Origin of the sequence: Algibacter luteus, from assembly GCF_030344935.1 — a bacterium.
Classification (GTDB): Bacteria; Bacteroidota; Bacteroidia; order Flavobacteriales; family Flavobacteriaceae; genus Arenitalea; species Arenitalea lutea.
Map to the genome: position 1 here is coordinate 2850919 of NZ_CP128313.1, position 23585 is coordinate 2874503.

General features: G+C 32.7%; 29 protein-coding genes. 16 read left to right on the forward strand and 13 right to left on the reverse strand.

The annotated features are described in order from the left end of the window. The first annotated feature begins 1 nt into the window (after window position 1). From O5O44_RS11990 to O5O44_RS12030, 9 genes are all read left to right on the forward strand, one after another. Window positions 2–541 carry a glutathione peroxidase gene (locus tag O5O44_RS11990; protein WP_289194561.1) on the forward strand — a complete coding sequence of 180 codons (540 nt, stop codon included), beginning with the start codon at window positions 2–4 and terminating at the stop codon, window positions 539–541. A gap of 5 nt (window positions 542–546) precedes the next feature. After that, complete coding sequence (locus O5O44_RS11995; protein WP_019387308.1) at window positions 547–723, forward strand: Lacal_2735 family protein; 177 nt, start codon at window positions 547–549, stop codon at window positions 721–723. Further along, entirely contained in the window at window positions 710–1171 is a 462-nt protein-coding gene (locus O5O44_RS12000) for a TspO/MBR family protein (protein WP_289194562.1), read from the forward strand. Before O5O44_RS11995 ends, O5O44_RS12000 begins: the two co-directional genes overlap by 14 nt. A gap of 1 nt (window position 1172) precedes the next feature. Further along, window positions 1173–1637: an SRPBCC family protein gene (locus O5O44_RS12005; protein ID WP_289194563.1), complete on the forward strand. Its 465-nt coding sequence runs from the start codon at window positions 1173–1175 to the stop codon at window positions 1635–1637. Then, on the forward strand, window positions 1637–2941 hold the full coding sequence (locus O5O44_RS12010; RefSeq protein WP_289194564.1) for a cryptochrome/photolyase family protein: 1305 nt from the start codon (window positions 1637–1639) through the stop codon (window positions 2939–2941). The genes O5O44_RS12005 and O5O44_RS12010 overlap by 1 nt, the downstream gene beginning before the upstream one ends. 270 nt (window positions 2942–3211) lie before the next feature. Next, window positions 3212–3574: a nuclear transport factor 2 family protein gene (locus O5O44_RS12015; RefSeq protein WP_019387312.1), complete on the forward strand. Its 363-nt coding sequence runs from the start codon at window positions 3212–3214 to the stop codon at window positions 3572–3574. 154 nt (window positions 3575–3728) lie between these two features. Beyond that, window positions 3729–5396 carry a formate--tetrahydrofolate ligase gene (locus O5O44_RS12020; protein ID WP_289194565.1) on the forward strand — a complete coding sequence of 556 codons (1668 nt, stop codon included), beginning with the start codon at window positions 3729–3731 and terminating at the stop codon, window positions 5394–5396. 149 nt (window positions 5397–5545) lie between these two features. Then, window positions 5546–6115 (forward strand): pentapeptide repeat-containing protein, encoded by a 570-nt coding sequence (locus tag O5O44_RS12025; protein WP_289194566.1) that lies wholly within the window; start codon window positions 5546–5548, stop codon window positions 6113–6115. A gap of 31 nt (window positions 6116–6146) precedes the next feature. Next, window positions 6147–6746 (forward strand): YdeI/OmpD-associated family protein, encoded by a 600-nt coding sequence (locus O5O44_RS12030; RefSeq protein ID WP_289194567.1) that lies wholly within the window; start codon window positions 6147–6149, stop codon window positions 6744–6746. Between the two features lie 7 nt (window positions 6747–6753). Here the strand turns inward: O5O44_RS12030 and O5O44_RS12035 are convergent, their stop codons facing one another. The 4 genes from O5O44_RS12035 to nusB all read right to left on the reverse strand — a co-directional run bounded on the left by O5O44_RS12035 (window position 6754) and on the right by nusB (window position 9306). Further along, complete coding sequence (locus O5O44_RS12035; RefSeq protein WP_289194568.1) at window positions 6754–7188, reverse strand: hypothetical protein; 435 nt, start codon at window positions 7186–7188, stop codon at window positions 6754–6756. Between the two features lie 283 nt (window positions 7189–7471). Next, complete coding sequence (gene yajC, locus O5O44_RS12040) at window positions 7472–7768, reverse strand: preprotein translocase subunit YajC (protein ID WP_026010015.1); 297 nt, start codon at window positions 7766–7768, stop codon at window positions 7472–7474. An 11-nt stretch (window positions 7769–7779) separates the two neighbouring features. Then, window positions 7780–8253 carry a DUF1573 domain-containing protein gene (locus O5O44_RS12045; protein ID WP_019387318.1) on the reverse strand — a complete coding sequence of 158 codons (474 nt, stop codon included), beginning with the start codon at window positions 8251–8253 and terminating at the stop codon, window positions 7780–7782. A gap of 105 nt (window positions 8254–8358) precedes the next feature. Further along, entirely contained in the window at window positions 8359–9306 is a 948-nt protein-coding gene (gene nusB, locus O5O44_RS12050; protein WP_289194569.1) for a transcription antitermination factor NusB, read from the reverse strand. 203 nt (window positions 9307–9509) lie between these two features. On the opposite strand from nusB, the gene O5O44_RS12055 reads away from it, so the two are divergent. Together O5O44_RS12055 and O5O44_RS12060 are read left to right on the forward strand one after the other, a co-directional pair. Next, a complete protein-coding gene (locus tag O5O44_RS12055) occupies window positions 9510–11273 on the forward strand; it encodes an ABC transporter ATP-binding protein (protein WP_289194570.1) in 1764 nt (587 codons plus the stop codon). 141 nt (window positions 11274–11414) lie between these two features. Next, window positions 11415–11798 (forward strand): PUR family DNA/RNA-binding protein, encoded by a 384-nt coding sequence (locus tag O5O44_RS12060; protein WP_019387321.1) that lies wholly within the window; start codon window positions 11415–11417, stop codon window positions 11796–11798. 51 nt (window positions 11799–11849) lie between these two features. Here the strand turns inward: O5O44_RS12060 and O5O44_RS12065 are convergent, their stop codons facing one another. The 3 genes from O5O44_RS12065 to O5O44_RS12075 are packed head-to-tail and all read right to left on the reverse strand — an operon-like array spanning window position 11850 to window position 14122. Beyond that, the gene (locus O5O44_RS12065) at window positions 11850–12881 is read right to left on the reverse strand and encodes a lysophospholipid acyltransferase family protein (protein WP_289194571.1); all 1032 of its coding nucleotides are present in this window, start codon (window positions 12879–12881) and stop codon (window positions 11850–11852) included. Continuing rightward, window positions 12878–13783, reverse strand: coding sequence for a bile acid:sodium symporter family protein (locus O5O44_RS12070; protein WP_289194572.1), 906 nt, complete (start codon window positions 13781–13783; stop codon window positions 12878–12880). The genes O5O44_RS12065 and O5O44_RS12070 overlap by 4 nt, the downstream gene beginning before the upstream one ends. Window positions 13784–13786: 3 nt before the next feature. Then, window positions 13787–14122, reverse strand: a complete 336-nt coding sequence (locus O5O44_RS12075) for a tRNA-binding protein (RefSeq protein WP_289194573.1) — start codon at window positions 14120–14122, stop codon at window positions 13787–13789. A 47-nt stretch (window positions 14123–14169) separates the two neighbouring features. Between O5O44_RS12075 and O5O44_RS12080 the strand changes: the two genes are divergently transcribed. Then, window positions 14170–14727, forward strand: coding sequence for a thioredoxin family protein (locus O5O44_RS12080; protein ID WP_289194574.1), 558 nt, complete (start codon window positions 14170–14172; stop codon window positions 14725–14727). On the opposite strand, the gene O5O44_RS12085 is transcribed toward O5O44_RS12080, so the two are convergent. The 5 genes from O5O44_RS12085 to recQ all read right to left on the reverse strand — a co-directional run bounded on the left by O5O44_RS12085 (window position 14724) and on the right by recQ (window position 19555). After that, window positions 14724–15209 (reverse strand): GNAT family N-acetyltransferase, encoded by a 486-nt coding sequence (locus tag O5O44_RS12085; RefSeq protein WP_289194575.1) that lies wholly within the window; start codon window positions 15207–15209, stop codon window positions 14724–14726. The two genes, O5O44_RS12080 and O5O44_RS12085, sit on opposite strands and share 4 nt — an antisense overlap. Continuing rightward, window positions 15210–15755 (reverse strand): YfiT family bacillithiol transferase, encoded by a 546-nt coding sequence (locus O5O44_RS12090; RefSeq protein ID WP_289194576.1) that lies wholly within the window; start codon window positions 15753–15755, stop codon window positions 15210–15212. 21 nt (window positions 15756–15776) lie between these two features. Then, the gene (locus tag O5O44_RS12095; RefSeq protein ID WP_289194577.1) at window positions 15777–16199 is read right to left on the reverse strand and encodes a hypothetical protein; all 423 of its coding nucleotides are present in this window, start codon (window positions 16197–16199) and stop codon (window positions 15777–15779) included. Window positions 16200–16348: 149 nt separating this feature from the next. After that, on the reverse strand, window positions 16349–17281 hold the full coding sequence (locus O5O44_RS12100; protein WP_289194578.1) for a peptidylprolyl isomerase: 933 nt from the start codon (window positions 17279–17281) through the stop codon (window positions 16349–16351). A 69-nt stretch (window positions 17282–17350) separates the two neighbouring features. After that, window positions 17351–19555, reverse strand: a complete 2205-nt coding sequence (recQ, locus tag O5O44_RS12105; protein ID WP_289194579.1) for a DNA helicase RecQ — start codon at window positions 19553–19555, stop codon at window positions 17351–17353. Window positions 19556–19798: 243 nt separating this feature from the next. Here recQ and O5O44_RS12110 point away from each other — a divergent pair, with 243 nt between their 5' ends. The 4 genes from O5O44_RS12110 to lptB all read left to right on the forward strand — a co-directional run bounded on the left by O5O44_RS12110 (window position 19799) and on the right by lptB (window position 22691). Continuing rightward, window positions 19799–20716 (forward strand): KpsF/GutQ family sugar-phosphate isomerase, encoded by a 918-nt coding sequence (locus O5O44_RS12110; protein ID WP_434088355.1) that lies wholly within the window; start codon window positions 19799–19801, stop codon window positions 20714–20716. Next, a complete protein-coding gene (tatC, locus tag O5O44_RS12115; protein ID WP_019387333.1) occupies window positions 20716–21543 on the forward strand; it encodes a twin-arginine translocase subunit TatC in 828 nt (275 codons plus the stop codon). The genes O5O44_RS12110 and tatC overlap by 1 nt, the downstream gene beginning before the upstream one ends. Next, on the forward strand, window positions 21536–21883 hold the full coding sequence (locus tag O5O44_RS12120; RefSeq protein ID WP_019387334.1) for a carboxymuconolactone decarboxylase family protein: 348 nt from the start codon (window positions 21536–21538) through the stop codon (window positions 21881–21883). Before tatC ends, O5O44_RS12120 begins: the two co-directional genes overlap by 8 nt. Window positions 21884–21950: 67 nt before the next feature. Beyond that, window positions 21951–22691, forward strand: coding sequence for an LPS export ABC transporter ATP-binding protein (gene lptB, locus O5O44_RS12125; RefSeq protein WP_019387335.1), 741 nt, complete (start codon window positions 21951–21953; stop codon window positions 22689–22691). Here the strand turns inward: lptB and O5O44_RS12130 are convergent. Then, window positions 22688–23581, reverse strand: a complete 894-nt coding sequence (locus O5O44_RS12130; protein WP_289194581.1) for a DUF808 domain-containing protein — start codon at window positions 23579–23581, stop codon at window positions 22688–22690. The genes lptB and O5O44_RS12130 overlap by 4 nt on opposite strands. Window positions 23582–23585 lie beyond the last annotated feature (4 nt).

Sequence of the window (23585 nt, forward strand, 5' to 3'; positions counted from 1 at the left end):
TATGAACCCTCTAAAAGCTTTTCTCGCAACATTATCATCAAATTCGAAACCACAAAAAAGTATGGAAATAGATAGTCTATATAGCATCAAAATAAATGCCTTAAATGGCGAACCTATCGACTTATCGAAATTTAAGGGTAAGCATATACTTTTTGTCAATGTAGCCTCTAAATGCGGTTTTACACCACAGTACAAAGCGCTTCAAGAATTACATGAAACTTACCAAGATAAATTACAAATTATTAGCGTGCCTTGTAATCAATTTGGTGGGCAAGAACCAGGTAATGCAGAAGACATATCATCATTTTGCGAATTAAATTATGGTGTAACTTTTTTAATCACTGAGAAGATTGACGTTAAAGGCAAAGACCAACATCCTTTATATTATTGGCTTACAACCAAAGAAAACAACGGTATAAAAAATTCGAAAGTCAAATGGAACTTTCAAAAATACTTAATAGACCCTTCAGGAAACTTCGTTGATTATTATTTTTCAACGACAAACCCATTGAGTTCAAAAATCACAAATCACATAAAATAATTGCTATGTTCTCATTATTTAAAAAGAAATCAAAAAAAGAAAAATTAGAAGCAAAATTTAAAAAACTTATGGCTGAATGGCATAAGTTATCATCGATAAACAGAGCTGCTAGCGACCAAAAATACGCTGAAGCTCAATTAATCGCTCAACAAATCAGTTCGTTAAAACATGAAACTTCTTAAATACATCGCTGTATTTCTAGTACTCAATTTTGGAGCCCTAGCCATAGGCAGTTGGCTTATGGATAATGGCCCACAAACAGATTGGTATTTAAATCTTAATCAAGCCCCTTGGACACCTCCAGGTTGGGTTTTTGGTGTGGCATGGACTACCATTATGTTTTGTTTTTCAATTTATATGGCCAACCTCTATAAAAAGTTACCCAAGAGTAATGTTTTAGTTTTATTTGCCATTCAATTTATGCTAAACATTGTTTGGAATTATATCTTTTTCAATCAGCACCTTGTTGGTTTAGGCTTCACGGTCATATTATTATTAACCTTTGTGGTGGCCGTATTTGCCATAAAATATATTCAAAAAATGGGTTTGTTAACCCTCTTAATCCTACCCTATTTAATTTGGTTATGCATTGCTTCCTCTTTAAATGGCTACATTTTACTAAATAATTAGAATGAAAATTTACAGACTACATAAAAAGCAGAATTTACCCATAAGTATTGAGGAGGCTTGGGACTTTCTTTCAGACCCTAAAAATTTAAAAACCATTACGCCAGATTATATGGGATTTCATATACTATCTGGTGCAGACCGTCCTATGTTTGCTGGTCAAATAATTCAGTATATTGTAACACCTGTTTTAGGCATAAAAACCAAATGGGTTACCGAAATTACACATAGTGTAGACAAACATTATTTTGTAGACGAACAGCGTTTTGGACCCTACGCGTTATGGCATCACAAGCATTTTATAAAAGCTATTGATGGTGGTGTTGAAATGGAAGATATTATTGACTATAAAGTACCATTTGGTTGGCTTGGACAATTGGTTCATCCTATTCTAGTGAAACCTAAACTTGAAGAAATTTTTAATTACAGAACCACAAAATTAGAAGAACTGTTTGGTAAATATAAATAATGAGCAAACCTATAAACATATTTTGGTTTAGAAGAGATTTAAGATTAGAAGATAATGTAGGATTATATAAAGCCTTACAATCTGAACATCCTGTTTTACCCATTTTCATTTTTGATTCTGAGATTTTAGAAAAATTACCCGAGGATGATGCTCGTGTTTCGTTTATACATGAAACATTACAAAATATGAGCAATTTGCTGCAGAAAGAGCACAATAGCAGCATTGCGATTTACCAAGGGAAACCTATTGAAGTTTATAATAAACTGATTAAGGAATATAACATTCAAGAAGTTTACACCAATCATGACTACGAGCCTTATGCTAAAACAAGAGATAAAGCAGTGGCATCATTATTAAAAGACAACGCTATTGCTTTTAAAACATTTAAAGACCAAGTTATTTTTGAAAAAGATGAGATTGTAAAAAGTGATGGGAAACCTTATGTGGTTTACACACCTTACATGAAACTTTGGAAACAAACCTTTAGAAATCTCGATTTTAAACTATTCCCTTCGGAAAACATACTGGACAACTTAATATCCAATACCGATTTACCAAATTTAAGCTTATCAGATATTGGTTTTAAAACGTCTGATCAACATATAACACCCTACACTGTTACTCCAAGCTTAATAAAAAACTACGAAGCCACACGGAACTTTCCAGCGAAAGATGCAACGTCGAGATTAGGGCCGCATTTACGTTTTGGAACGGTGAGTATTAGAAAAATGGTTGAAAAAGCCATTGCTGAAGACAATGAAATATTTTGGCAAGAGCTTATTTGGCGCGAATTTTTTATGAGTATTCTTTGGCATTTTCCACACACACAAAACGAAAGCTTTAAAGCTAAATACGATCGTATTGAATGGCGGAACAACGAAACTGAATTTAAAGCGTGGTGTGAAGGTAAAACAGGTTATCCGTTAGTGGATGCTGGTATGCGACAACTCAATGCCACAGGATTCATGCATAACCGTGTTCGCATGTTAGTGGGAAGCTTTTTGTGCAAGCATTTACTTATTGATTGGCGCTGGGGAGAGGCTTATTTTGCCGAAAAACTACACGATTACGAAATGGCCAGTAATGTTGGTAATTGGCAATGGGTTGCAGGTAGCGGTGTTGATGCTGCACCCTATTTTAGAATTTTTAATCCTACAACTCAAATTGACAAATTTGACAAGAAATTAGAATACATAAAACAATGGGTACCAGATTTTCAAGAATTGACTTATCCTGAACCCATTGTAGATCATAAATTTGCTAGAGAACGTTGTTTAGAAACCTATAAGGCGGCTTTAAATTAAATTTTATAAACAGCCCTTGTAAAAACATCCAATACCTACCCCAATTCCCCTTACCAATGTAAACACTTGCGTTAGCGATTGTAATGGTTAGCTTTTGCCGAGGCAAGCATCGAGGCAAAACTATAAATGTAAAGCGCGACCCTTGTGGTAACCTGCCTGCCGGCAGGCAGGTGCCCAAATAATTGAAGCTTAAAAAACATAACATTTTATTAAGAATACGTTGCTTATAATTTTGGTACCTTTATTAATGAATAAAAACAAACTAAAATTATGAATACAAAAGAGGTAGCAAATAAGTGGGTACAGATGTGTCGAGAGGGCAAAAATATGGAATGTATTGAAGCACTTTATGGCGATAATGTAACGAGCAAAGAAATGCCTGGGGTACCTTATGGCGAGGTTATAACGGGTAAACAAAATGTGTGGAACAAAAGTAAACAATGGCTGGATAATGTGGTTGAGTTTCATGGTGGTGAAATAACAGATCCCGTGGTGGCTGGTAACCATTTTACGAGTAAAATGAGTTATGACGTGACGTTTAAAGACCGTGGTCGCCAGCAATTGGATGAAGTATGCGTGTTTGAAGTTAACGATGGTAAAATTGTAAACGAGCAGTTTTTTTATACCATGTAAGTTCCTTTTCTTAAATATTACAAAACCCCAATTTTTATTGGGGTTTTTGCTTTTTAATTGACAGGTTTGTACTATGATAAAAATCACGATTTTAATCTCCTAAATTTTATACTTTTAAAAGCGTTAATTTTTCTACAAACTAAATTCTTGCTTTATGACTGATTTACAAATTGCTAAAACAGTAACTCTTAAACCCATAATCGACATTGCCAAAAAATTTGGAGTTCCAGCTGATTCTATTGAAATGTATGGGAATTATAAAGCAAAAATCCCGTTGCAGTTTATTGATAAAAAGAAGGCTGATAGGAGTCATCTTGTATTAGTATCGGCTATTTCGCCCACACCAGCTGGAGAGGGTAAAACAACTATCTCCATTGGATTATCTGAAAGTTTAAACCGTTTAAATAAAAAAACCACAGTGGTTTTAAGAGAACCCTCGTTAGGTCCTGTATTTGGAATTAAAGGTGGTGCAACTGGTGGCGGTTACTCGCAAGTTTTACCAATGGAAGATATTAACTTACATTTTACAGGCGATTTTTCGGCAATTGAGAAAGCACATAACTTATTAGCTGCTCTTATTGATAATAATATACAAAGTAAAACAAACTCGTTACATATAGACCCCAGAACGATAAGTTGGAAACGTGTTGTAGATTTAAACGATAGAGCACTAAGACGCATTATTGTTGGTTTAGGTGGCACAACTTCTGGAGTGCCAAGAGAAACAGGGTTTGATATTACAGCGGCTTCTGAAATTATGGCTATTCTTTGTTTAGCTGAAAATTTAATGGATTTAAAAACTCGATTGGGTAATATTTTTATTGGGTATACTTTTAACAAAACACCCATTTACGCAAGAGATTTAAAAGCCGAAGGTGCCATGACCGTGCTTTTAAAGGATGCTATAAAACCAAATTTGGTGCAAACTATTGAAGGCAACCCAGCAATTATTCATGGCGGTCCTTTTGCGAATATTGCCCAAGGTACCAACTCGGTTATTGCAACGTTAATGGGTATGTCGCATTCCGAATATACAGTGACCGAAGCTGGTTTTGGTTTTGATTTGGGTGCAGAGAAATTCTTTGATATTAAATGCCAAAGTGCGGGTTTAAAGCCCAAAGCAGTGGTATTAACCACCACTATACGTGCCTTAAAATATCATGGTGGTTCAGATTTAAAATCATTAACTGAAGAAAATTTAGAAGCCTTAGAAAAAGGAATTCCAAACCTTGAAAAGCATCTTGAAAACATTGGTAAATTTGGTGTTGCGCCCGTGATTGCGATTAATAAATTTGAATCTGATACCGATGCTGAAATTGAATTCATCATGGCATTTGCTAAACGCAAAGGCATTCGAGTTGCCTTAGCCAATGTTTGGCAAGAAGGTGGTGAAGGCGCTTTAGAATTAGCAAAACAGGTGATTGAAATTGTAGAAGAAAACAAATCGGATTTTAAGCCATTGTATGATTGGAAGTCTGGCGTAAAAGAAAAAATAGCTACAATTGCCACTGAAATTTACGGGGCTGAACATGTGGATTATAACTATAAGGCAAAAGTACAATTGGAAAAAATAGCCCATTTAGGTCTGAACCACTTACCTATTTGCATCGCCAAAACGCAAAAATCATTATCAGATAATCCTAAATTACTGGGCAGACCTAAAGATTTTATCATCACTGTGCGTGAAATTGAAATAGCTGCTGGTGCTGGTTTTTTAATTCCAATAACAGGTGATATTATGCGTATGCCTGGTCTACCAGCGCATCCATCATCAGAAGATATTGATATTAATGAAGCTGGTGAAATAAGTGGGTTATTTTAAATCTTCTATTGTTGAATGAAACTAATTAAGATTTCAACTTAAGTTAACAAAAGAGCAAAGTACGATTGATTCGGGTTTTAGACAGGTTTTTAGATTCTTGTCTTAAGCTCATATTAATTATATTTACACTTAAACCCATTAATTGAAACATGCAGAATTTTATAGAAGAGCAAACTTTTGAAAACAAAATCTTTTCAAAATATGAATTTGAAAAAGGTGATTATGAGTTATGTAAATTTATAAATTGCGATTTTCAGAATAGCGACTTGTCGAATAGCCAATTTATTGATTGCGAATTTCACGATTGTGATTTGAGCTCGATTATAGTTTCAGACACAGGTTTACAAAATGTGCATTTTAAAGATTGTAAAATGCTGGGTATTGATTTTGAAAAATGTAGCGATTTTGCTCTTGAACTTAATTTTAAAAATTGCCAACTTAATCACGCGTCGTTTAATAACAAAAAATTAGCAAAAACAGTTTTTGAAAATTGTAAAATCCAAGGTGTAGATTTTAGAGATTGTCATTTGAATTCTGCTGTTTTTAATCATTGCGATTTACTTAACAGTACGTTCTTGAACGCAAATTTAAATAATGTAGATTTTAGGAGTGCTAAAAACTTTTCAATAGATCCTGAAAAAAACAATTTAAGTGGCGCTCGTTTTTCATTATTTACGGTTGAAGGGCTTTTACATAAATACAAAATTAAAATTGAGTGATTAATTTAATCCATGATAAAACTCTGAACAGATGAAAAAGATTTATTCGGTTGAAGAATACGTAGAAGAACATCCAAACTTTAGTGACGCATTAAGTAAGCTGAGAAATATTATTTTAACCACAGAAGTTGAAGAGACCGTTAAGTGGAGCGCACCTGTTTACACTGTAAATGGCAAAAATGTTCTAGGATTAGGCGCTTTTAAGAATCATTTCGGAATTTGGTTTTTTAATGGTGTATTTTTAAAAGACAAGCACAATTTACTAGTGAACGCCCAAGAAAATAAAACCAAAGCGTTACGACAAATGCGTTTTGAAACGATAGAGCAAATAGACAAAACTATTGTTTTACAATATGTAAAAGAAGCAATTGAAAACCAGAAACTAGGTAAAGAAATTAAACCGGAAAGAGGCAAAAAAGAAACTGTTATTCCCAAGGAACTTAACTTGATATTAAACTCTAATAAAGACTTAAAATCAGCATTTAAAAATTTGTCGCCCTACAAGCAGCGCGAGTATTGCGAATATATTGACTCTGCAAAACGGGAAGCTACAAAACAAACAAGACTGGAAAAAATTACACCAATGATTTTGCAAGGCATAGGATTAAATGATAAGTATAAAAACTGCTAGATTTATTTTATTCGTTGACACATAATCCAGAGATACGTTCTGTAGATTCTAATATACTTCTTTGCGTAGAAACCTTTAAATCTAAAAATGCTCTCATTTTATTGAACTTACTTTTATCAATCTTATTTTGATCTAAATACATTTCAAAATCTGAAATATAGTTTAACATTCTAAGTTTATTTTCTAATTGAATTCTTTCAAGATTTAAATCTTGTCGGCGTTTATACTCGATAAACTTTCTTTTTTCTTTAAAATTCATTCTTTTTTTAAAAGGTAACATAAAGCTTCTTGTGTATTTATACTGACCATTAAAAGCAGTTCTATCATTATATAATTCAAATAAAATATTAGAATCATCTTCTGCGATACTCTTTTCTTGAAACAAAAACAATACCAAACAATTAAGAACCAAAAATCCGACTATAAAGAGGAACAAATACATAATGAATTAATTTTAAATTACTTACAATACATTAGTAAGACAATTTAAAAACCTTTTACCCTAACTTAACACTCATATATTATACGATTTTGATAAAATAGTACCAATCCAATTATGAAGAATAAATAGCTGTATGCCTTTAAAAATGGCAGTTTTACATTTTTTTATACTATTTAGCTGAAACCTTAAAAAAATTTGAAATTTAAGTTTTAGGAGCTGGGTAAAGTGCAAAAAAAAAGCTCCCTATCAGGAGCTTTTTTAATTTATAGTATAAAACTATGATTTACTTTACTGTAGCAGGTGTATTAAGTTTTGTACTCATTTCCATGGAAATAGCAGATCTATCAAACTTTAATTTTCCAGCCATAGTTTCTATAATACAACTGTTGTCTTTATCATTTAAATCTGCAATTTTACCATGTAATCCGCTTTTTGTAATCACACGATCACCACGTTTTAATTCGGCTGCAAATTTCTTTTCTTTTTTAGCACGTTTCATTTGTGGTGCAATCATAAAGAAATACACGACCACAAACATTAATACAAATGGTAATAAACTACTAATTCCTCCTTCTCCCATGTTTTCTATATTTAGCTTTTAGCTGGAACCACTTTATTAGGATCTGGTTTTACAAACGCTGTAATTTTTACAACCTCAGAACCTTTTTCTGTATTTGCAGTTACTGTTATAGTTTTAGATATTTTATTAGAACCACTGCCATTAAAGTTAACAGTAAACTCTCCCGAATCTCCAGGCATCAACGGTTCTCTACTCCAGTTTTGTGGCACTGTACATCCACAAGAACTTTTAATATCTGTAATAACTAAAGGTGCATCACCAGTGTTTTTATATTTAAAAGTAGTTTCTACTTTAGATTTAGCTTCAATTTCACCAAAATCGTGCTCGGTTTTATCGAATTCAATTACTGGAAACTTAGATGCAACAGCATCTCTTTCTGCAGCAACTGCAATATTAGTTTCATCAATTTTTTTTGTAGCATCCTCTTTACAAGATGTAAATGCTATTAAACACATGGCGCTAAGACCTAATATTATTTTTTTCATAATAGAAAATTTTTAATTTTTTTAAGATGCACAAAAATAGTAATTATTTAAACGATTAAAAATTTTTTACATCCTTCTTAACACTTCTAACAATAAGAATGTGGCTTACATCAAACCTCGTCCTACTTTTTTTAATTCGCCAGACGCTTCATATTCTTTTACAAGCTTGTCTAAAATACCATTTATAAATATGCTGCTTTTTGGTGTTGAATACTCCTTTGATATTTCAAGATACTCGTTAATAGTCACTTTAACTGGTATAGATGAAAAACTTTTAATCTCGCAAATCGCCATTTGAAGTAACACATAATCAACTGTTGCAATTCTATCAGCATCCCAGTTTTTTGTTTTCTGACTTATTTCTTCGTTAATCGCAGTTTGATTTAAAAGTGTTTTCTTAAACAAATCAATTGCATACTCCTTGTCTTCTGCATCTTTATACAATTTTGGAGTAAAATATTGCTCTGGCGAAGCTTCCTTAACTTTTCTAAGCAATTTTAAAATAGTCGTATTTACGGTTGGAAGATCATCTAACCACGTCAGATTTTTATCCTCCATATACTCGTAAAGCTTTTCGTTTGGCGCAATAATATCTTTAAATACATCAACTATAAAGTCTTTGTCTTCTTTAAAATCAGACACCCTAGTTTTCATATAGTCCTTATATAAATCGCTAGCTAAAATGTCTTTAAAAATAATATCGATGTATTCACCATCTAATTCCCAATTGGTAATTTTATTAGCTTCAAATTGAGATTGTAATGTTTTATTTTCCCTTAAAAGTTTTAATAGCTGGTTATTAACAAACTTTCGGTTTGGATCTTTATCTTCTTTAGTAGCAAGGTGTTTTTGTTGTTTCTTTTGTAAATCGCTTTCTGCTCTTTTTTGAACTTCAATTAATAAGGACATTAATAACAAATACAAGTTGTACATATTATCTATACTGAAAAGTAAAAATTTTTGGTCTTTACTAAAGTCATCACTTTCACTACCCTTAAAGGCATACATGGTTTGCATAACTTTTACACGTATATGTCTTCTATTTAGCATCATTACAAAGAACTTTTATTAAAAAGATGAAGTATTTTCATTGTTTTTAGTGCCGCAAAAATAACACTATATTTAAAATAAACACGCTAATTTTATAAATATTACACTGAAACACTTTAAGCTAGATTTAACAAATAGCTTGGTGCATAAACTCTAGAATTTGGCATTTATACTTTATATTTGCTAACCTATTCGGAAGACTTCAAATGAAAGAATTAAAGCATTTAAATAAATACTTTTACAAATACAGAACTCATCTTATCATTGGTTCTATCATTACTGTTGTAGCGCGTTTATTTTTACTTTACACACCTCGTTATGTCAAAAAAATATTTGTAGCTATTGAAAGGTATTTTGATGAGACTATAACTAAAGATGTTTTTAAAGCAGAAATAGCAGAAGCTATAATGTATATTATTGGTGCCGCTTTAATTGCAGCAATTCTTACCTTTTTTATGAGGCAAACCATTATTAATGTGTCCCGTTATATTGAGTACGATTTAAAGAATGAAATTTATGCCCAATACCAGAAGCTGTCGTTAAACTTTTATAAAAAAAACAGAACAGGCGACTTAATGAACCGCATTACCGAAGATGTTTCAAGGGTTAGAATGTATGCTGGTCCTGCGCTTATGTATAGTATAAATACTATTGCTTTATTTGTGGTTGTTATCATTTACATGATTAATGCCTCTCCTAAATTAACCTTATATACCATAGTTCCGTTACCAATTTTATCGGTTATCATTTATAAATTGAGTAAAGAAATTCACAAACGAAGCACCATAGTACAAGAATATTTATCGAAGCTTTCAACATTTACACAAGAATCTTTTAGTGGTATTTCTGTTATAAAGGCCTATGGTATTGAACCACAAACATCGGTTAATTTTAAAGCATTAGCGGCAGAAAGTAAAGCAAAACACATCAATTTAACTAAAGTTCAGGCTTGGTTTTTCCCCATGATGATTTTACTTATTGGCACAAGTAACTTATTGGTTATTTACATTGGTGGATTACAATATATTAATGGCGAAATTGAAAGTATTGGTACTATCGCGGAGTTTATTATTTATGTTAACATGCTCACGTGGCCTGTAGCAACTGTGGGTTGGGTAACTTCTATTGTGCAGCAAGCTGAAGCATCACAAAAACGAATTAATGAGTTTTTAAAGATTAGTCCAGAAGTTAAAAATACTACAGAAGCCCATTCTGAAATTACTGGCGATATTGAATTTAAGAACGTATCCTTCACCTACGACGACACGAATATTCAGGCACTAAAAAACATAAGTTTTTCAATAAAAGAAGGAGAAACTTTGGCTATTCTAGGAAAAACGGGGTCAGGAAAATCTACTGTTTTAGATTTGGTAGGTAGACTTTATGATATTGATAAAGGGTCTATAATTATAAATGATACCGAAATAAGTCAGCTTAATTTAACCGATTTACGTGATAGTATTGGTTATGTGCCACAAGATGCCTTTTTGTTTTCTGATTCGATAAAAAATAACATAAAATTCGGGAAAGAAGATGCTACAGATGAAGAGGTTTTTGAAGCAGCAAAAAACGCCCAAGTACACAAAAACATTATTAAGTTCAATAAGGGTTATGATACCGTTTTAGGAGAACGAGGCATCACCTTATCTGGAGGACAAAAACAACGTGTTTCTATTGCTAGAGCTATAATAAAGTCGCCAAAAATATTATTATTTGACGATTGCTTATCTGCAGTAGACACTGAAACTGAAGAGAAAATTTTAAACAACCTCAACAAAATAACTAAAGGTAAAACTTCAATCATAGTAAGCCATCGTGTGTCTTCAGTAAAAAACGCCAATAAAATTATTGTATTAGAAGATGGCAAAATAGTACAACAAGGTAATCACGACTCGTTAATTAATGACGAAGGCTATTACAAAGATTTGTATTTAAAACAACTTAGTGAAAAACCAAAACGCAATTTATAATGGTTTAATTTATAAGTGGGTAACGCATTTTTTATTCAATTAAATGCAAGAAAAACCAATATTTTAAAAAGATTATTCATTATTTATTGGTTAGTATCGATTTTTTTTAGATTTTTGATACTATAACTAGAATATTAAATTATGAATAATGGTATGATGGAGAAAGAAGAAATTTTTTCAAAAGTTTTAAGAGCAGGACGAAGAACCTACTTTTTTGATGTTAGAGCTACGAAAGCTGAAGATTATTACTTAACAATCACAGAAAGTAAAAAATTCACAAATGACGACGGGTCGTTTCATTACAAAAAACATAAAATTTATATTTATAAAGAAGACTTTGCTGAGTTTAAAGATATATTAGCTGAAATGACTGAATATATCGTAAATGAAAAAGGAGATGAAGTTATAAGTGAGCGTCATCAAAAAGATTTCAAAAAAGAAGTTGAAGATGATGGTACCAGAGTTACTGAAGCAGACTTAAAAACACCTGAAAGCTTTACAGATATAGATTTTGATGATATTTAATCTCAAATTCAATTAAAATACTTAAACCGCATGGTAAACATTGCGGTTTTTTTATGACTTAACTGCTGCTATAGCCACAACTAAACAGACAATTATTACAAAACATGCCGTTACAATATTAAAACACAATAGCATTGCAACAAATAAGCTAGCTAACCATAGTGGTGCTAAAGTTATAGCTACTGCAAACCTAAACGTAGAAACAAACTCAATCTCTTTCACTTTAGGTTTTACTGCAAATTTCCAAATAACATAAGGCACAATAAACACGATGATAAAAAGAAATTTTAAAATTCGGCTTAAAATGTTCTTTTTCTTAAATTTCTGAATATTATAATTTTCAAAGTTCGATTTGATACAAGCATTAACAGCTTTAGGATCTAAAAAATCGAAATTTAAGTCTTCTAATCGTTTCAAAGTTTCCTGATAGCTTTCCGAGGGTATATGGGTTGTTAGTTGCGTGATTTCAGCATGTATTCTAGCCTTTAACTCCACAACATCATTATTTCTGTTGTCTGAAATAAATTGCGTTGCCGCTATGGGCTTGCCGAAATAAACCGATGTACTATCTGGAAATTTGTGAGCGTGCCTATAGTTAACACCAACAGGAAGTAGTTGTAAATCGAGATTAGGATGCTTTTCTAAAGCAGCAAAAACTATTCTTGTAAACCCTTTACTTAATGGTCTAACCGTCCGGTTTAAATTATGATTGCCTTCAGGAAAAATAACAACGCACGCATTTTCAGTTAATAATTCAGAGCAAGCTTCAAAAATTGCATTATTGTTGCTAATGTTTCCCCAACCGTCCCTAATTCTATACACCGGAAGCATTTGTAAACTTTTTAAAATTTTTGCAATGAGAGGCTTTTTAAAAACAGCCGCCCTAGTTAAAAAATATGAAAATCTACCAGATATTGTTGCAATAATTAATGCATCTAAAAGTGCATTTTGGTGGTTACTTAATAATAACACAGGTTTGTTTTTCGGAACATGTTTTACATCATAGATTTTTATCCTTCTGAAATAGAAAAACATCCCTACGCTTAAATACGCCCTTACAAAAGTTAACCATAAAAATTTCAAACTACCGCTGTTTTTTGTGCTGACCAATAAAAGGCTAACAAGAGCCCTGAAATAATATGCCAAATACCCCAGAATGCCGCTAAAATAGCCATTCCTCCTAGTCCGTTAAAGAACGAAAATATGAGTAACAATCCTAATCCTGAGTTTTGAATTCCTGTTTCAATGGCTAAAGTTTTTTGATTTTTTAATGATAAGCCTAACATTCTCGCAATAAAAAAACCTAATGCCAACGCTAGAATATTATGCCCAATTCCTATTAATAAAACATGATGAATGTAAGCATTAAAAACATCTATATTCTGTGAAAAAGCAACAATAACAATGGCAGCAAACACAAAAATCGACAACGGTTTTAATATTTTAGAGAGCTTTAGCGCTAGGTTTTCAAATTTATATCTGAAAAGCATTCCTAACACCAAAGGTATACCCAATATTAGTGTTACTAATTTTACTAACTCTGATGAATTTAATTCCACAGTCTTTAAAATATCAGATGTTGGCTGATAGAGTTCACTGTAAAAGTGAAAATTAAATGGCGTCATAAACACTGCTAAAAACGTTGCAAAAGCAGTAAGACTAACTGATAGTGCCGTATTACCTTTAGCCAAATGTGTCATGAAATTAGATATATTGCCACCAGGACAAGCGGCAACCATAAACATCCCCAAAGCTATACTTGGCTTTGGGTTTAGTAAAACAACTAATAGAAAAGTTGCAAGAGGTAAAAGTACAAACTGGCATAATACACCTACTACAACAAGTTTAGGCTGCTTGAATAATTGTTTAAAATCATTTGGAGTGATACCCAGAGCAACTCCAAACATCACTACTGCCAGAGCAATATTTAACACCCATAATCCGCCACTATCGAAGTTTATTCGAACATTATCTAACTCTTGCATATTTTAATTTACCGAAGTACCGTTTTTTACCTTATCTTCTGGATTAAGGAGAATCACATCTTTTCCATCAACAGCGCCCAACACAAAACATTCACTCATGAATTTTGCAATTTGCTTTTTAGGAAAGTTTACTACAGCAACAATTTGCTTGTTTAATAAGTCTTCTTTTTTGTATAATGTTGTAATTTGAGCTGAAGATTTTTTAATGCCTAAATCGCCAAAATCAATAGTCAGTTGGTACGCGGGGTTTCTAGCTTCTAAAAAATCGTTGACTTCAATTATGGTTCCAATCCTTAAATCAACTTTAGTAAAATCATCAAAAGTTATTGTTTCATTCATTTTTTAAAAATACAAATAATGTCGAACTTTGAATAAAACTTTTTAATATGGCACGTACACCCTCAAATATGCTTCCTTTAGGTACCAAAGCACCTAATTTTTCGATTATAGATTCAATTTCAAATAAAGTTTTATGTCTTGATGATTTAAAAGGAATAAAAGGAACGGTTATTATGTTTATATGTAACCACTGCCCTTTTGTAATTCATGTTAATTCGGAGTTAGTTAAAGTTGCTAATACTTACGCGGACAAAGGCATCAGTTTTGTTGCGATTTCTAGTAACGATGCTATTAATTACCCACAAGATTCACCGGAAAAAATGAAAATACATGCTAAAAACGAAGGTTACCCTTTTCCATATTTATATGATGAAACACAAGAAGTAGCTCAAGCATATGATGCCGCTTGTACTCCAGATTTATATGTTTTTGATGATAAATTAGAATTAGTTTATAGAGGTCAATTGGATGATTCTAGACCAGGAAATGGTATACCGCTTACAGGTAAGGATTTAAGACATGCACTGGATTGTTTAATTGAAGGAAAAGAGAATAAAACTGAACAAAAACCAAGTATTGGTTGTAATATTAAATGGAAGCATTAACGCAGTTTTAACTGCCAAATGCCAATATTTTGCCATTCACCAAATTTTAACCCAACTTCTTTTAAGTGTGCGACTTTTTCAAAACCGAATTTCTCATGAAGATTAATACTAGCATCATTAGGAACGGTTAAAACTCCTAAAACGGTATGCAAATCTGTTTCTTTTAACAGTCTTATTAATTCGGCATATAGTTTAGAACCTATTTGCTTCCCATGGGCGGTATGCTTGACGTAAACCGTAGATTCTGCGGTATAATTATAGGCAGGTCGTGGTCTAAAACGGCTGCCGTATGCAAACCCTAAAATTTCATTGTTCTCTTCATAAACAATATAAGGGTATTCGGAAACGATATGATTAATTTTATCCGTGAATGTTTCAAGTGATAATGGGTCAATATCAAAATTAACCGTAGTATTTAATACATAATAATTGTAAATATCCAGTAATGCTGACGCATCATCAATATGGACAGATCTAATCATTTAACTCCAGCCTTTACGTTTTATTAAATTTTCAATATGCGCATAATGATGATTACTATGCCATGCATAGTTACCAACATTAAAACCTAGGGCTACTTCATTATTGGTTTCTGGATGAATAAAGCATTTCTTTAGATCAACTTCAGACAACGTTTTTAACAAATACACTAGTTTATAATGAATCGCTTTAAGGTGATTTAAAGACATTTCTAAAGGTGCCGTTTTAGAATCCACAAGTTCTGCCCATCGTTCTTCATAATAGGCTTTAATAACTGGTTTCTCTTCTGTTAAGGCCCATTTGAATCGTGTATAGCTATGATGATGACTATCAGATAAGTGATGAACCACCTGCCTAATGGTCCAGCCATCCGGCCTATATTGAGTATCAAGTTGGTTATTAGATAAGTCTATTACCAAATTTTCTAATCGGTTTGGAAAATGCTCTAAAATAGAAATCCAACTTTCAATATGTTGTTTTGAAATGTTATTAGGGCAATCAAACTGCCCAATAGGATACTTTAATCTTTCTAGCTCTTGTTCTGTCATAAGAACAAATATAGACAATTGCTAAGAGATTTCTATCAAGCCTTGTTTAACATAATTTACGGCCTCGTACAAATTTGAAAAATGCTTAATTTCCTTTTTGAAAAATAATTTTTCTATCATAGAATTTAAAAACCCTGCTTTGTTATGTGAAACCACACAATAGGCTTTTACTTTATAATTAGTTTTATAAAACTTCAACCAATCTGCTGCCACAAGCGAATATGAATTGATTCGATTAGAAATATATACCACATTAGAGCCATCCGAATTATAAAATGCCGCAATATCTTCAACCATAAGTTTAATTTGATTTTCCCAACTTATAACTTCACCTCTACAAAATTGAGAAATTACAAATTCTTTAAAAATAAAAACATTGCCGAAGGAATAATTAATCTCTTTTAAGCAATCTTTATACAATTCTGTATTCACTATACTAATCATGCCGTAAAAATATACAGAATGACTTACCAGATTAATAATATTCGACCAAATAGTAATTAAAAAAGTTAAAGAAACGATATAAAAAAACACCCTTAAAGGGTGTTTTTAATTTATTGATTCTAATTTAATTCGTATTTGTAAGAATGTTATTATTTCACATCCATAAGTTCAACATCAAATACTAATGTTGCATCTGGTGGTATTACGCCACCTGCTCCTGCACTTCCATAAGCTAAGTTGCTAGGTATTACTAATCTAGCTTTATCACCTACTTTTAATAATTGAATACCTTCATCCCAACCTGGAATAACTTGACCAACGCCAAGTGGAAAATCTATTGGTGCATTACGTTTGTATGAAGAATCGAACACAGTTCCATCTGATAATTGACCTTTGTAATGTACAGAAACTGTTTTACCCTTTTCTGCTTTGACCCCAGCACCTTCTTGAATGATTTGGTAACGTAAACCACTTTCAGTTTTACTAAAACCGGCTGCTAATTTATCCAACTCCGCTTCTGCAGCAGCTTTAGCCTCAGCTAATCTTTTTTCTCTTGAGCCTTCAAAAGTTCGAAAAGCTTCAACAGCATTGAACGCTTCTGCCTCAGTTCCTTGTCTTAAAATCTCAATACTTTCAATTTTATCACCCTGTGCGATGGCATCAACTACTTCTTGACCGTGCTCTACTTTTCCAAAAACGGTATGTTTATTATCTAACCATGGTGTTTCAATATGAGTTATAAAAAACTGACTACCGTTAGTTCCTGGTCCTGCATTTGCCATAGATAATACTCCAGGTCCGTCATGCCTTAAATCTGGGTGAAATTCATCATCAAATTGATATCCAGGATTTCCAGCACCTGAACCTTGCGGGCATCCACCTTGAACCATAAAATCTGGTATCACTCTATGAAATTTCAAACCATCATAATATGGTGTGCCTTGAGGTTTTACTTTGTTCTCTAGATTTCCTTCTGCTAAAGCAACAAAGTTACCTACTGTTCCAGGTGTTTTTTTGTATTCTAAAGCGATAAGAATTTCTCCTTTTGTTGTATTAAATTTTGCGTATAAGCCGTCTTGCATGATTCTAATTTTTAAGAAAGTGCAAATATAGCAAACAAAGTGTGAAGTATAAAGTTAGAATGACAAAGTTTAGTTGGCAACTTCGCTGATAAATTTGATGCGATAAAGACGCAATTCTTCATGATCATAATCACCATCAAACTCTTCAATAGCGGCATCAATACTATCTGATTCAGATTCCATAAAATAGTCATGAATTTCTTCTTGTTGATCTTCATCTAAAATATCGTGCAACCAATAATCAATATTTAATTTTGTGCCAGAGTATACGATAGCTTCCATTTCTTTGATAAACTCTTCCATAGACATCCCTTTAGAACTGGCAATATCATCAAGAGGTAATTTCCTATCTATATTCTGAATGATGTAAAGTTTATTTGCAGAGTTACTACCTGTAGATTTTACAACCAAATCGTCTGGACGAATAATATCGTTTTCATCGACATACTTTTCAATTAAAGCTACAAAATCTTTACCGTATTTTTTCGCCTTTCCTTCACCTACACCATGTACGTTAGAGAGTTCAGTGAGATTAATTGGGTATTTTAATGCCATATCTTCCAATGAAGGGTCTTGAAAAATCACAAATGGTGGAACGCCTAACTTTTTAGCGTTCTTTTTTCGCAAATCTTTAAGCATCCCCATTAATACTTCATCTGCCACAGCCCCTCCGCCTTTAGCAGCGGTTATAATCGTGCCGTCTTCTTGCTCTCCTTCAAAAACATGATCTTCGGTCATCATAAAAGATTTCGGATTTTTAATAAAATCTTTACCCTCTTGGGTTAATTTTATAACGCCGTAAGTTTCAATATCCTTTCGAAGGAAACCTGCAACCAATACTTGCCTTAATAACGCCATCCAATATTTATTGTCTTTTTGCTTTCCTGAACCAAAAAATGGTTGTTCGTTAGTTTTATGGGAGTTAATTAAAGCGTTTTCTTTTCCAATAATAACATTAACCAAATCTTTCGATTTGTATTTTTCGTTGGTTTTATCGATGACCTCGAGCATTAATTTTACTTGATCTTGGGCCTCAACTTTCTTTTTAGGATGCCTTACATTATCATCCATATCGCCACCTTCACCGGTTTTGTTATCAAATTCTTCACCAAAATAATGAAGTATAAACTTCCTCCTTGAAATAGATGTTTCGGCAAATGCAACAACTTCTTGTAATAAGGCTTGTCCTATTTCTTGTTCAGCCACAGGCTTACCAGACATAAATTTCTCAAGCTTTTCTATATCCTTGTAAGCGTAATATGCTAAACAGTGTCCTTCGCCGCCATCTCTTCCGGCTCTTCCTGTTTCTTGGTAATAACTCTCAATACTTTTAGGAATATCATGATGAATTACAAAACGCACATCGGGCTTATCTATACCCATACCAAAAGCAATGGTAGCAACAACCACATCAACATCTTCCATTAAAAATTTATCTTGATGGCTGGAGCGTGTTTTAGCATCTAACCCAGCGTGATAAGGCACTGCATTTATACCATTAACCTGCAATACTTGCGCAAGTTCTTCAACACGTTTTCTGCTCAAACAGTAAACAATACCAGATTTATTATCGTTTTGTTTTATAAATCGGATAATATCGACATCAACATTTTTCGTTTTTGGTCGAACTTCGTAATACAAATTTGGTCTGTTAAAAGAAGCTTTAAAGGTTTTTGCATTATTGATACCGAGGTTTTTAATAATATCTTCTTGAACTTTTGGAGTTGCTGTAGCCGTTAACCCTATTATGGGAATATTATCGCCTATGCGCTTGATGATATGGCGTAAATTTCGATATTCTGGTCTAAAATCATGCCCCCATTCACTAATACAATGCGCCTCATCAATAGCCATAAAAGATATTTTTACAGACCTGAGAAAATCAACATTCTCTTCTTTGGTAAGCGATTCTGGAGCTACATAAAGTAACTTAGTAATCCCATTAACAATATCTGTTTTAACTTGCTTAATTTCGGTTTTATTCAAAGAAGAATTTAATACATGTGCAACACCATTCTCTTTTGAAACGCCGCGAATAGCATCCACTTGATTTTTCATCAATGCAATTAAAGGGGAAACAACAATTGCTGTGCCTTCTTGCATAAGAGCAGGCAATTGGTAACACAATGATTTACCACCACCTGTAGGCATGATTACGAACGTGTGATTTCCTGATAATATACTTTCTACAACGCCTTCTTGAAGTCCTTTGAATTTATTAAATCCAAAATATTTTTTTAGTGAAGCATGCAAGTCACTCTTTGATATGGACATGAATTGAATAAAATTATTGTTTTAATTACATCTCTCTTATGCCGAAACATCGGTTAGTTAATTTCATAAAGCATTTAGAGAACCCTCATATTTTTTTCGTTAGTTTTGTAACTAATTTTCAAATTACAACAAATTTTAATTTGATTTACACTAAAGATAACAAAATCTTTAAAAATGAACCAAAAATAATAAATTTTGAAAAACAAAAATTCTATTATTGACATAGCTAAACAGACTATTGAAATGGAGGCTAATGCCATTTCAAACTTGTCAAGCCTTATAACTAATGATTTTGCAGAGGCCACGGAACTTATATACAATTCTAAAGGGCGTGTCATAATTACAGGCATTGGAAAAAGCGCCATTATTGCTAATAAAATTGTTGCCACTTTAAATTCAACTGGAACACCTGCTATTTTTATGCATGCCGCAGATGCCATTCATGGTGATTTAGGTTCAATTCTTAAAGATGATGTCGTTATTTGTATTTCTAAAAGTGGAAACACCCCCGAAATTAAAGTGCTAATTCCGCTCATAAAAAGTGCTAATAACAAAATGATTGCTATAACTGGTAATAAAGATTCTTTTTTAGGAGAACATGCCGATTATATTTTAAACACCTTTGTTGAAAAAGAAGCTTGTCCAAATAATTTAGCACCAACTACAAGTACAACCGCTCAATTGGTTATGGGAGATGCTCTTGCTATATGTTTGTTAGAATTGAGAGGCTTCTCAAAAAACGATTTTGCAAAATATCACCCAGGAGGTGCATTAGGAAAAAAGTTATACCTAAGAGTTCAAGATATATCCTCTGTTAATGAAAAACCAAAAGTATTACCATCTACTAATATTAAAAATGTAATTATTGAAATTACCGAGAAAATGTTAGGTGTAACTGCGGTTGTTGAAAATGATAAAATTATTGGTATTATTACAGATGGTGATTTACGTAGAATGCTAAGTAAAGTTGACGATTTTTCAAAATTAACAGCAAAAGATATCATGAGTGCAAATCCAAAGCGTATTGAATCTGATGCTATGGCTATAGACGCTTTAGAACTTATGGAAACCAACGGCATTTCTCAACTATTAGTGGAGGAACAAGGTAAATACGCCGGAGTGGTGCATTTACACGATTTAATAAAAGAAGGTATTATATAATGGCAAAGAAAAATATTAACGAGATGTCCTTTCTAGATCATCTTGAAGATTTACGTTGGCATTTAATTAGAATTTGTTTAGCAGTTATAATCGTTGCTACGCTTGTATTTATTTTTAGCAGGTTTGTTTTTGAAGCCATCATTTTTGCGCCTCTAGAAATGAGTTTCCCCACTTACGATATGCTATGTAGAACAGCAAATTTTATTGGCGTAGATACCACCTTTTGTGCTGAAAAAATGCCGATGATTCTGCAAAACAGAACTATGGCCGGTCAATTTTCGGCAGATATCTGGACCGCCATATTAGGTGGGTTCGTCATTTCTTTTCCTTATGTTATTTATCAACTTTGGAAATTTATCAGTCCAGGCTTACATAGTAAAGAACGTAAACACTCAAGAGGTTTCATCATCATCTCATCCCTATTATTTTTTATAGGTGTCCTTTTTGGGTATTATATTGTTACGCCCTTATCTTTAAACTTTTTGGCTAATTATAGTATATCTCCCAAAGTAGATAACCAAATTGATATTAGTTCTTATATAGCCTTAGTGCGTTCTTCGGCTTTAGCTTCGGGACTTATTTTTGAACTGCCAATCATTATTTATTTTTTAACCAAAATAGGTTTAGTTACACCAGAAATTTTAAGAAAATACCGAAAATATGCTTTGGTAGTCGTACTTATTCTGTCGGCAATAATTACCCCTCCAGATATTGCAAGTCAGGTTATTGTTGCAATTCCAATTATAGTTTTATATCAAGTAAGTATTTATATTTCTAAAATTGTAATTAGAAACCAAAAAAGAAAAGAAAAATTAAAACATGGCTGATATTGTAAAAGAATTTAATGATTATCGTGCTAAAATGAATGATAAAATTCTAGCCGATAACAACAAGGTAATTAAACGAATATTTAATTTAGATACTAACGCTTACGCGGAAGGCGCCTTAGATGTGAAAACAAAAGAGCTTTTAGGATTAGTAGCTTCTACAGTATTACGATGTGATGATTGTATAAAATACCACATGGAAACCAGTTATAAAATTGGATTAAAAAAAGAAGAAGTTGTTGAGGCATTAAGTATCGCAACTTTGGTTGGTGGTACCATTGTTATTCCGCACTTACGAAAAGCCTACGAATTTTGGGATGCTTTAGAATCTCAAGAATAATATAAATAAAAAATTCTGCTATAATAGTGTATATGATTTTACTATTTTTAGCGTTTGTTATAACAATATGATTTTAAGAGCCGAAAATTTAATGAAGTCCTACAGCGGACGAAAAGTAGTAAAAGACGTTTCTCTTGAGGTAAATCAAGGTGAAATTGTTGGACTTTTAGGACCTAATGGTGCTGGAAAAACAACATCGTTTTACATGATTGTTGGCTTAATAAAACCCAATGGCGGTCATATTTTCCTAGATAATACCGAAATTACTAAATACCCTATGTACAAACGTGCACAGAATGGTATTGGTTATTTGGCTCAAGAGGCATCGGTATTTAGAAAATTAAGTATTGAGGACAATATTTTAAGTGTGCTTCAACTTACTAAATTGAGTAAAAAAGAGCAGCATGATAAAATGGAATCGCTAATTGAAGAGTTTGGGTTAGGACACATTCGAAAAAGTCGTGGCGATTTATTATCGGGTGGCGAACGTAGAAGAACTGAAATTGCTCGTGCCTTAGCAACAGACCCAAGTTTTATTCTTTTGGATGAACCCTTTGCAGGTGTAGATCCTGTTGCGGTTGAAGACATCCAAAGAATTGTTGCGCAACTTACTAAAAAGAACATTGGTATTCTTATTACCGACCATAACGTACAAGAAACGTTAGCGATTACAGATAGAACCTATTTAATGTTTGAAGGGAGTATTCTAAAAGCGGGAAAACCAGAAGAATTGGCCAACGATGAAATGGTTCGTAAAGTATATTTAGGACAAAATTTCGAGCTTCGTAAAAAGAAAATTAGAGATTAGTGATTGGCATTTTTCTTCTTAAAAATCTTTTTAAAAATTTTCACAAAAAATAAAGCTAAAATTCCAACCAGAAGCCCAACAATAAATTCTTCAACAATTGTCGGTAATTCTATTTCTTCTAAAAGGTGATGAATGTATTCCACATTATGAGAAAAAATTCCTCCTGCAACAAGAATTAAAGCAATAGTACCTATTACTGCTAAGCTTTTAATTATTATTGGCAAAGCTCTAATTAAAAGGTTACCTATAGTTTTAGAAATGCTTTTTTCTCTTTTACTGAATTTAACTAGTCTATACCCCAGATCATCCATTCTAACTATGAGTGCTACAATTCCATATACACCAACAGTAGCAATTACACAAACAATTGAAACTACCAAAATCTGGAATAAAATAGGTTTTGCTAAAACGGTTCCTAGTGCAATAATGACGATTTCAACGGATAAAATGAAATCGGTAAATATGGCTGATTTTATCTTCGTTTTTTCAAGTTCTAACAATTCTTTTTTAGAAAGGTTAGCCTTTAAATCCAGATGTTGTTCAGTTACAGTTTCGTGAGGCACAATGTATTCATAAATTTTTTCCGCGCCTTCATAAGCCAAATAAATAGCACCAAGAATAAGCGCTAATGTAATCGCCCAAGGCGCAAAAGCACTTAGTAAAAATGCAACTGGTAGAATAATTACCTTATTTCGAGCTGAACCTTTAGTTATTGCCCAAAGCACTGGCAACTCTCTAGAAGACACAAATCCGGTTGCTTTTTCAGCATTTACGGCCAAGTCATCACCTAAAATACCAGCCGTTTTTTTAGTTGATATTTTACTCATGACCACCACATCATCCATTAAAGCAGCGATATCATCTAGTAATGCAAAAAAACCTGAAGCCATTTAA

Excerpts from the sequence above, each read along its gene's own strand:
- O5O44_RS12045 (WP_019387318.1), bottom strand. The coding sequence starts at position 8,253 with ATGAAAAAAATAATATTAGGTCTTAGCGCCATGTGTTTAATAGCATTT.
- O5O44_RS12030 (WP_289194567.1), top strand. The coding sequence starts at position 6,147 with ATGAAAAAGATTTATTCGGTTGAAGAATACGTAGAAGAACATCCAAAC.
- O5O44_RS12010 (WP_289194564.1), top strand. The coding sequence starts at position 1,637 with ATGAGCAAACCTATAAACATATTTTGGTTTAGAAGAGATTTAAGATTA.
- O5O44_RS12075 (WP_289194573.1), bottom strand. The coding sequence starts at position 14,122 with ATGAATGAAACAATAACTTTTGATGATTTTACTAAAGTTGATTTAAGG.
- O5O44_RS12000 (WP_289194562.1), top strand. The coding sequence starts at position 710 with ATGAAACTTCTTAAATACATCGCTGTATTTCTAGTACTCAATTTTGGA.
- O5O44_RS11995 (WP_019387308.1), top strand. The coding sequence starts at position 547 with ATGTTCTCATTATTTAAAAAGAAATCAAAAAAAGAAAAATTAGAAGCA.
- O5O44_RS12015 (WP_019387312.1), top strand. The coding sequence starts at position 3,212 with ATGAATACAAAAGAGGTAGCAAATAAGTGGGTACAGATGTGTCGAGAG.
- O5O44_RS12100 (WP_289194578.1), bottom strand. The coding sequence starts at position 17,281 with ATGCAAGACGGCTTATACGCAAAATTTAATACAACAAAAGGAGAAATT.
- O5O44_RS12070 (WP_289194572.1), bottom strand. The coding sequence starts at position 13,783 with ATGCAAGAGTTAGATAATGTTCGAATAAACTTCGATAGTGGCGGATTA.
- yajC (WP_026010015.1), bottom strand. The coding sequence starts at position 7,768 with ATGGGAGAAGGAGGAATTAGTAGTTTATTACCATTTGTATTAATGTTT.
- O5O44_RS12055 (WP_289194570.1), top strand. The coding sequence starts at position 9,510 with ATGAAAGAATTAAAGCATTTAAATAAATACTTTTACAAATACAGAACT.
- nusB (WP_289194569.1), bottom strand. The coding sequence starts at position 9,306 with ATGATGCTAAATAGAAGACATATACGTGTAAAAGTTATGCAAACCATG.
- O5O44_RS12130 (WP_289194581.1), bottom strand. The coding sequence starts at position 23,581 with ATGGCTTCAGGTTTTTTTGCATTACTAGATGATATCGCTGCTTTAATG.
- O5O44_RS11990 (WP_289194561.1), top strand. The coding sequence starts at position 2 with ATGAACCCTCTAAAAGCTTTTCTCGCAACATTATCATCAAATTCGAAA.
- O5O44_RS12120 (WP_019387334.1), top strand. The coding sequence starts at position 21,536 with ATGGCTGATATTGTAAAAGAATTTAATGATTATCGTGCTAAAATGAAT.
- O5O44_RS12035 (WP_289194568.1), bottom strand. The coding sequence starts at position 7,188 with ATGTATTTGTTCCTCTTTATAGTCGGATTTTTGGTTCTTAATTGTTTG.
- O5O44_RS12020 (WP_289194565.1), top strand. The coding sequence starts at position 3,729 with ATGACTGATTTACAAATTGCTAAAACAGTAACTCTTAAACCCATAATC.
- O5O44_RS12060 (WP_019387321.1), top strand. The coding sequence starts at position 11,415 with ATGAATAATGGTATGATGGAGAAAGAAGAAATTTTTTCAAAAGTTTTA.
- O5O44_RS12025 (WP_289194566.1), top strand. The coding sequence starts at position 5,546 with ATGCAGAATTTTATAGAAGAGCAAACTTTTGAAAACAAAATCTTTTCA.
- O5O44_RS12085 (WP_289194575.1), bottom strand. The coding sequence starts at position 15,209 with ATGATTAGATCTGTCCATATTGATGATGCGTCAGCATTACTGGATATT.
- O5O44_RS12110 (WP_434088355.1), top strand. The coding sequence starts at position 19,799 with ATGGAGGCTAATGCCATTTCAAACTTGTCAAGCCTTATAACTAATGAT.
- tatC (WP_019387333.1), top strand. The coding sequence starts at position 20,716 with ATGGCAAAGAAAAATATTAACGAGATGTCCTTTCTAGATCATCTTGAA.
- O5O44_RS12090 (WP_289194576.1), bottom strand. The coding sequence starts at position 15,755 with ATGACAGAACAAGAGCTAGAAAGATTAAAGTATCCTATTGGGCAGTTT.
- O5O44_RS12005 (WP_289194563.1), top strand. The coding sequence starts at position 1,173 with ATGAAAATTTACAGACTACATAAAAAGCAGAATTTACCCATAAGTATT.
- O5O44_RS12095 (WP_289194577.1), bottom strand. The coding sequence starts at position 16,199 with ATGATTAGTATAGTGAATACAGAATTGTATAAAGATTGCTTAAAAGAG.
- recQ (WP_289194579.1), bottom strand. The coding sequence starts at position 19,555 with ATGTCCATATCAAAGAGTGACTTGCATGCTTCACTAAAAAAATATTTT.
- O5O44_RS12080 (WP_289194574.1), top strand. The coding sequence starts at position 14,170 with ATGGCACGTACACCCTCAAATATGCTTCCTTTAGGTACCAAAGCACCT.
- lptB (WP_019387335.1), top strand. The coding sequence starts at position 21,951 with ATGATTTTAAGAGCCGAAAATTTAATGAAGTCCTACAGCGGACGAAAA.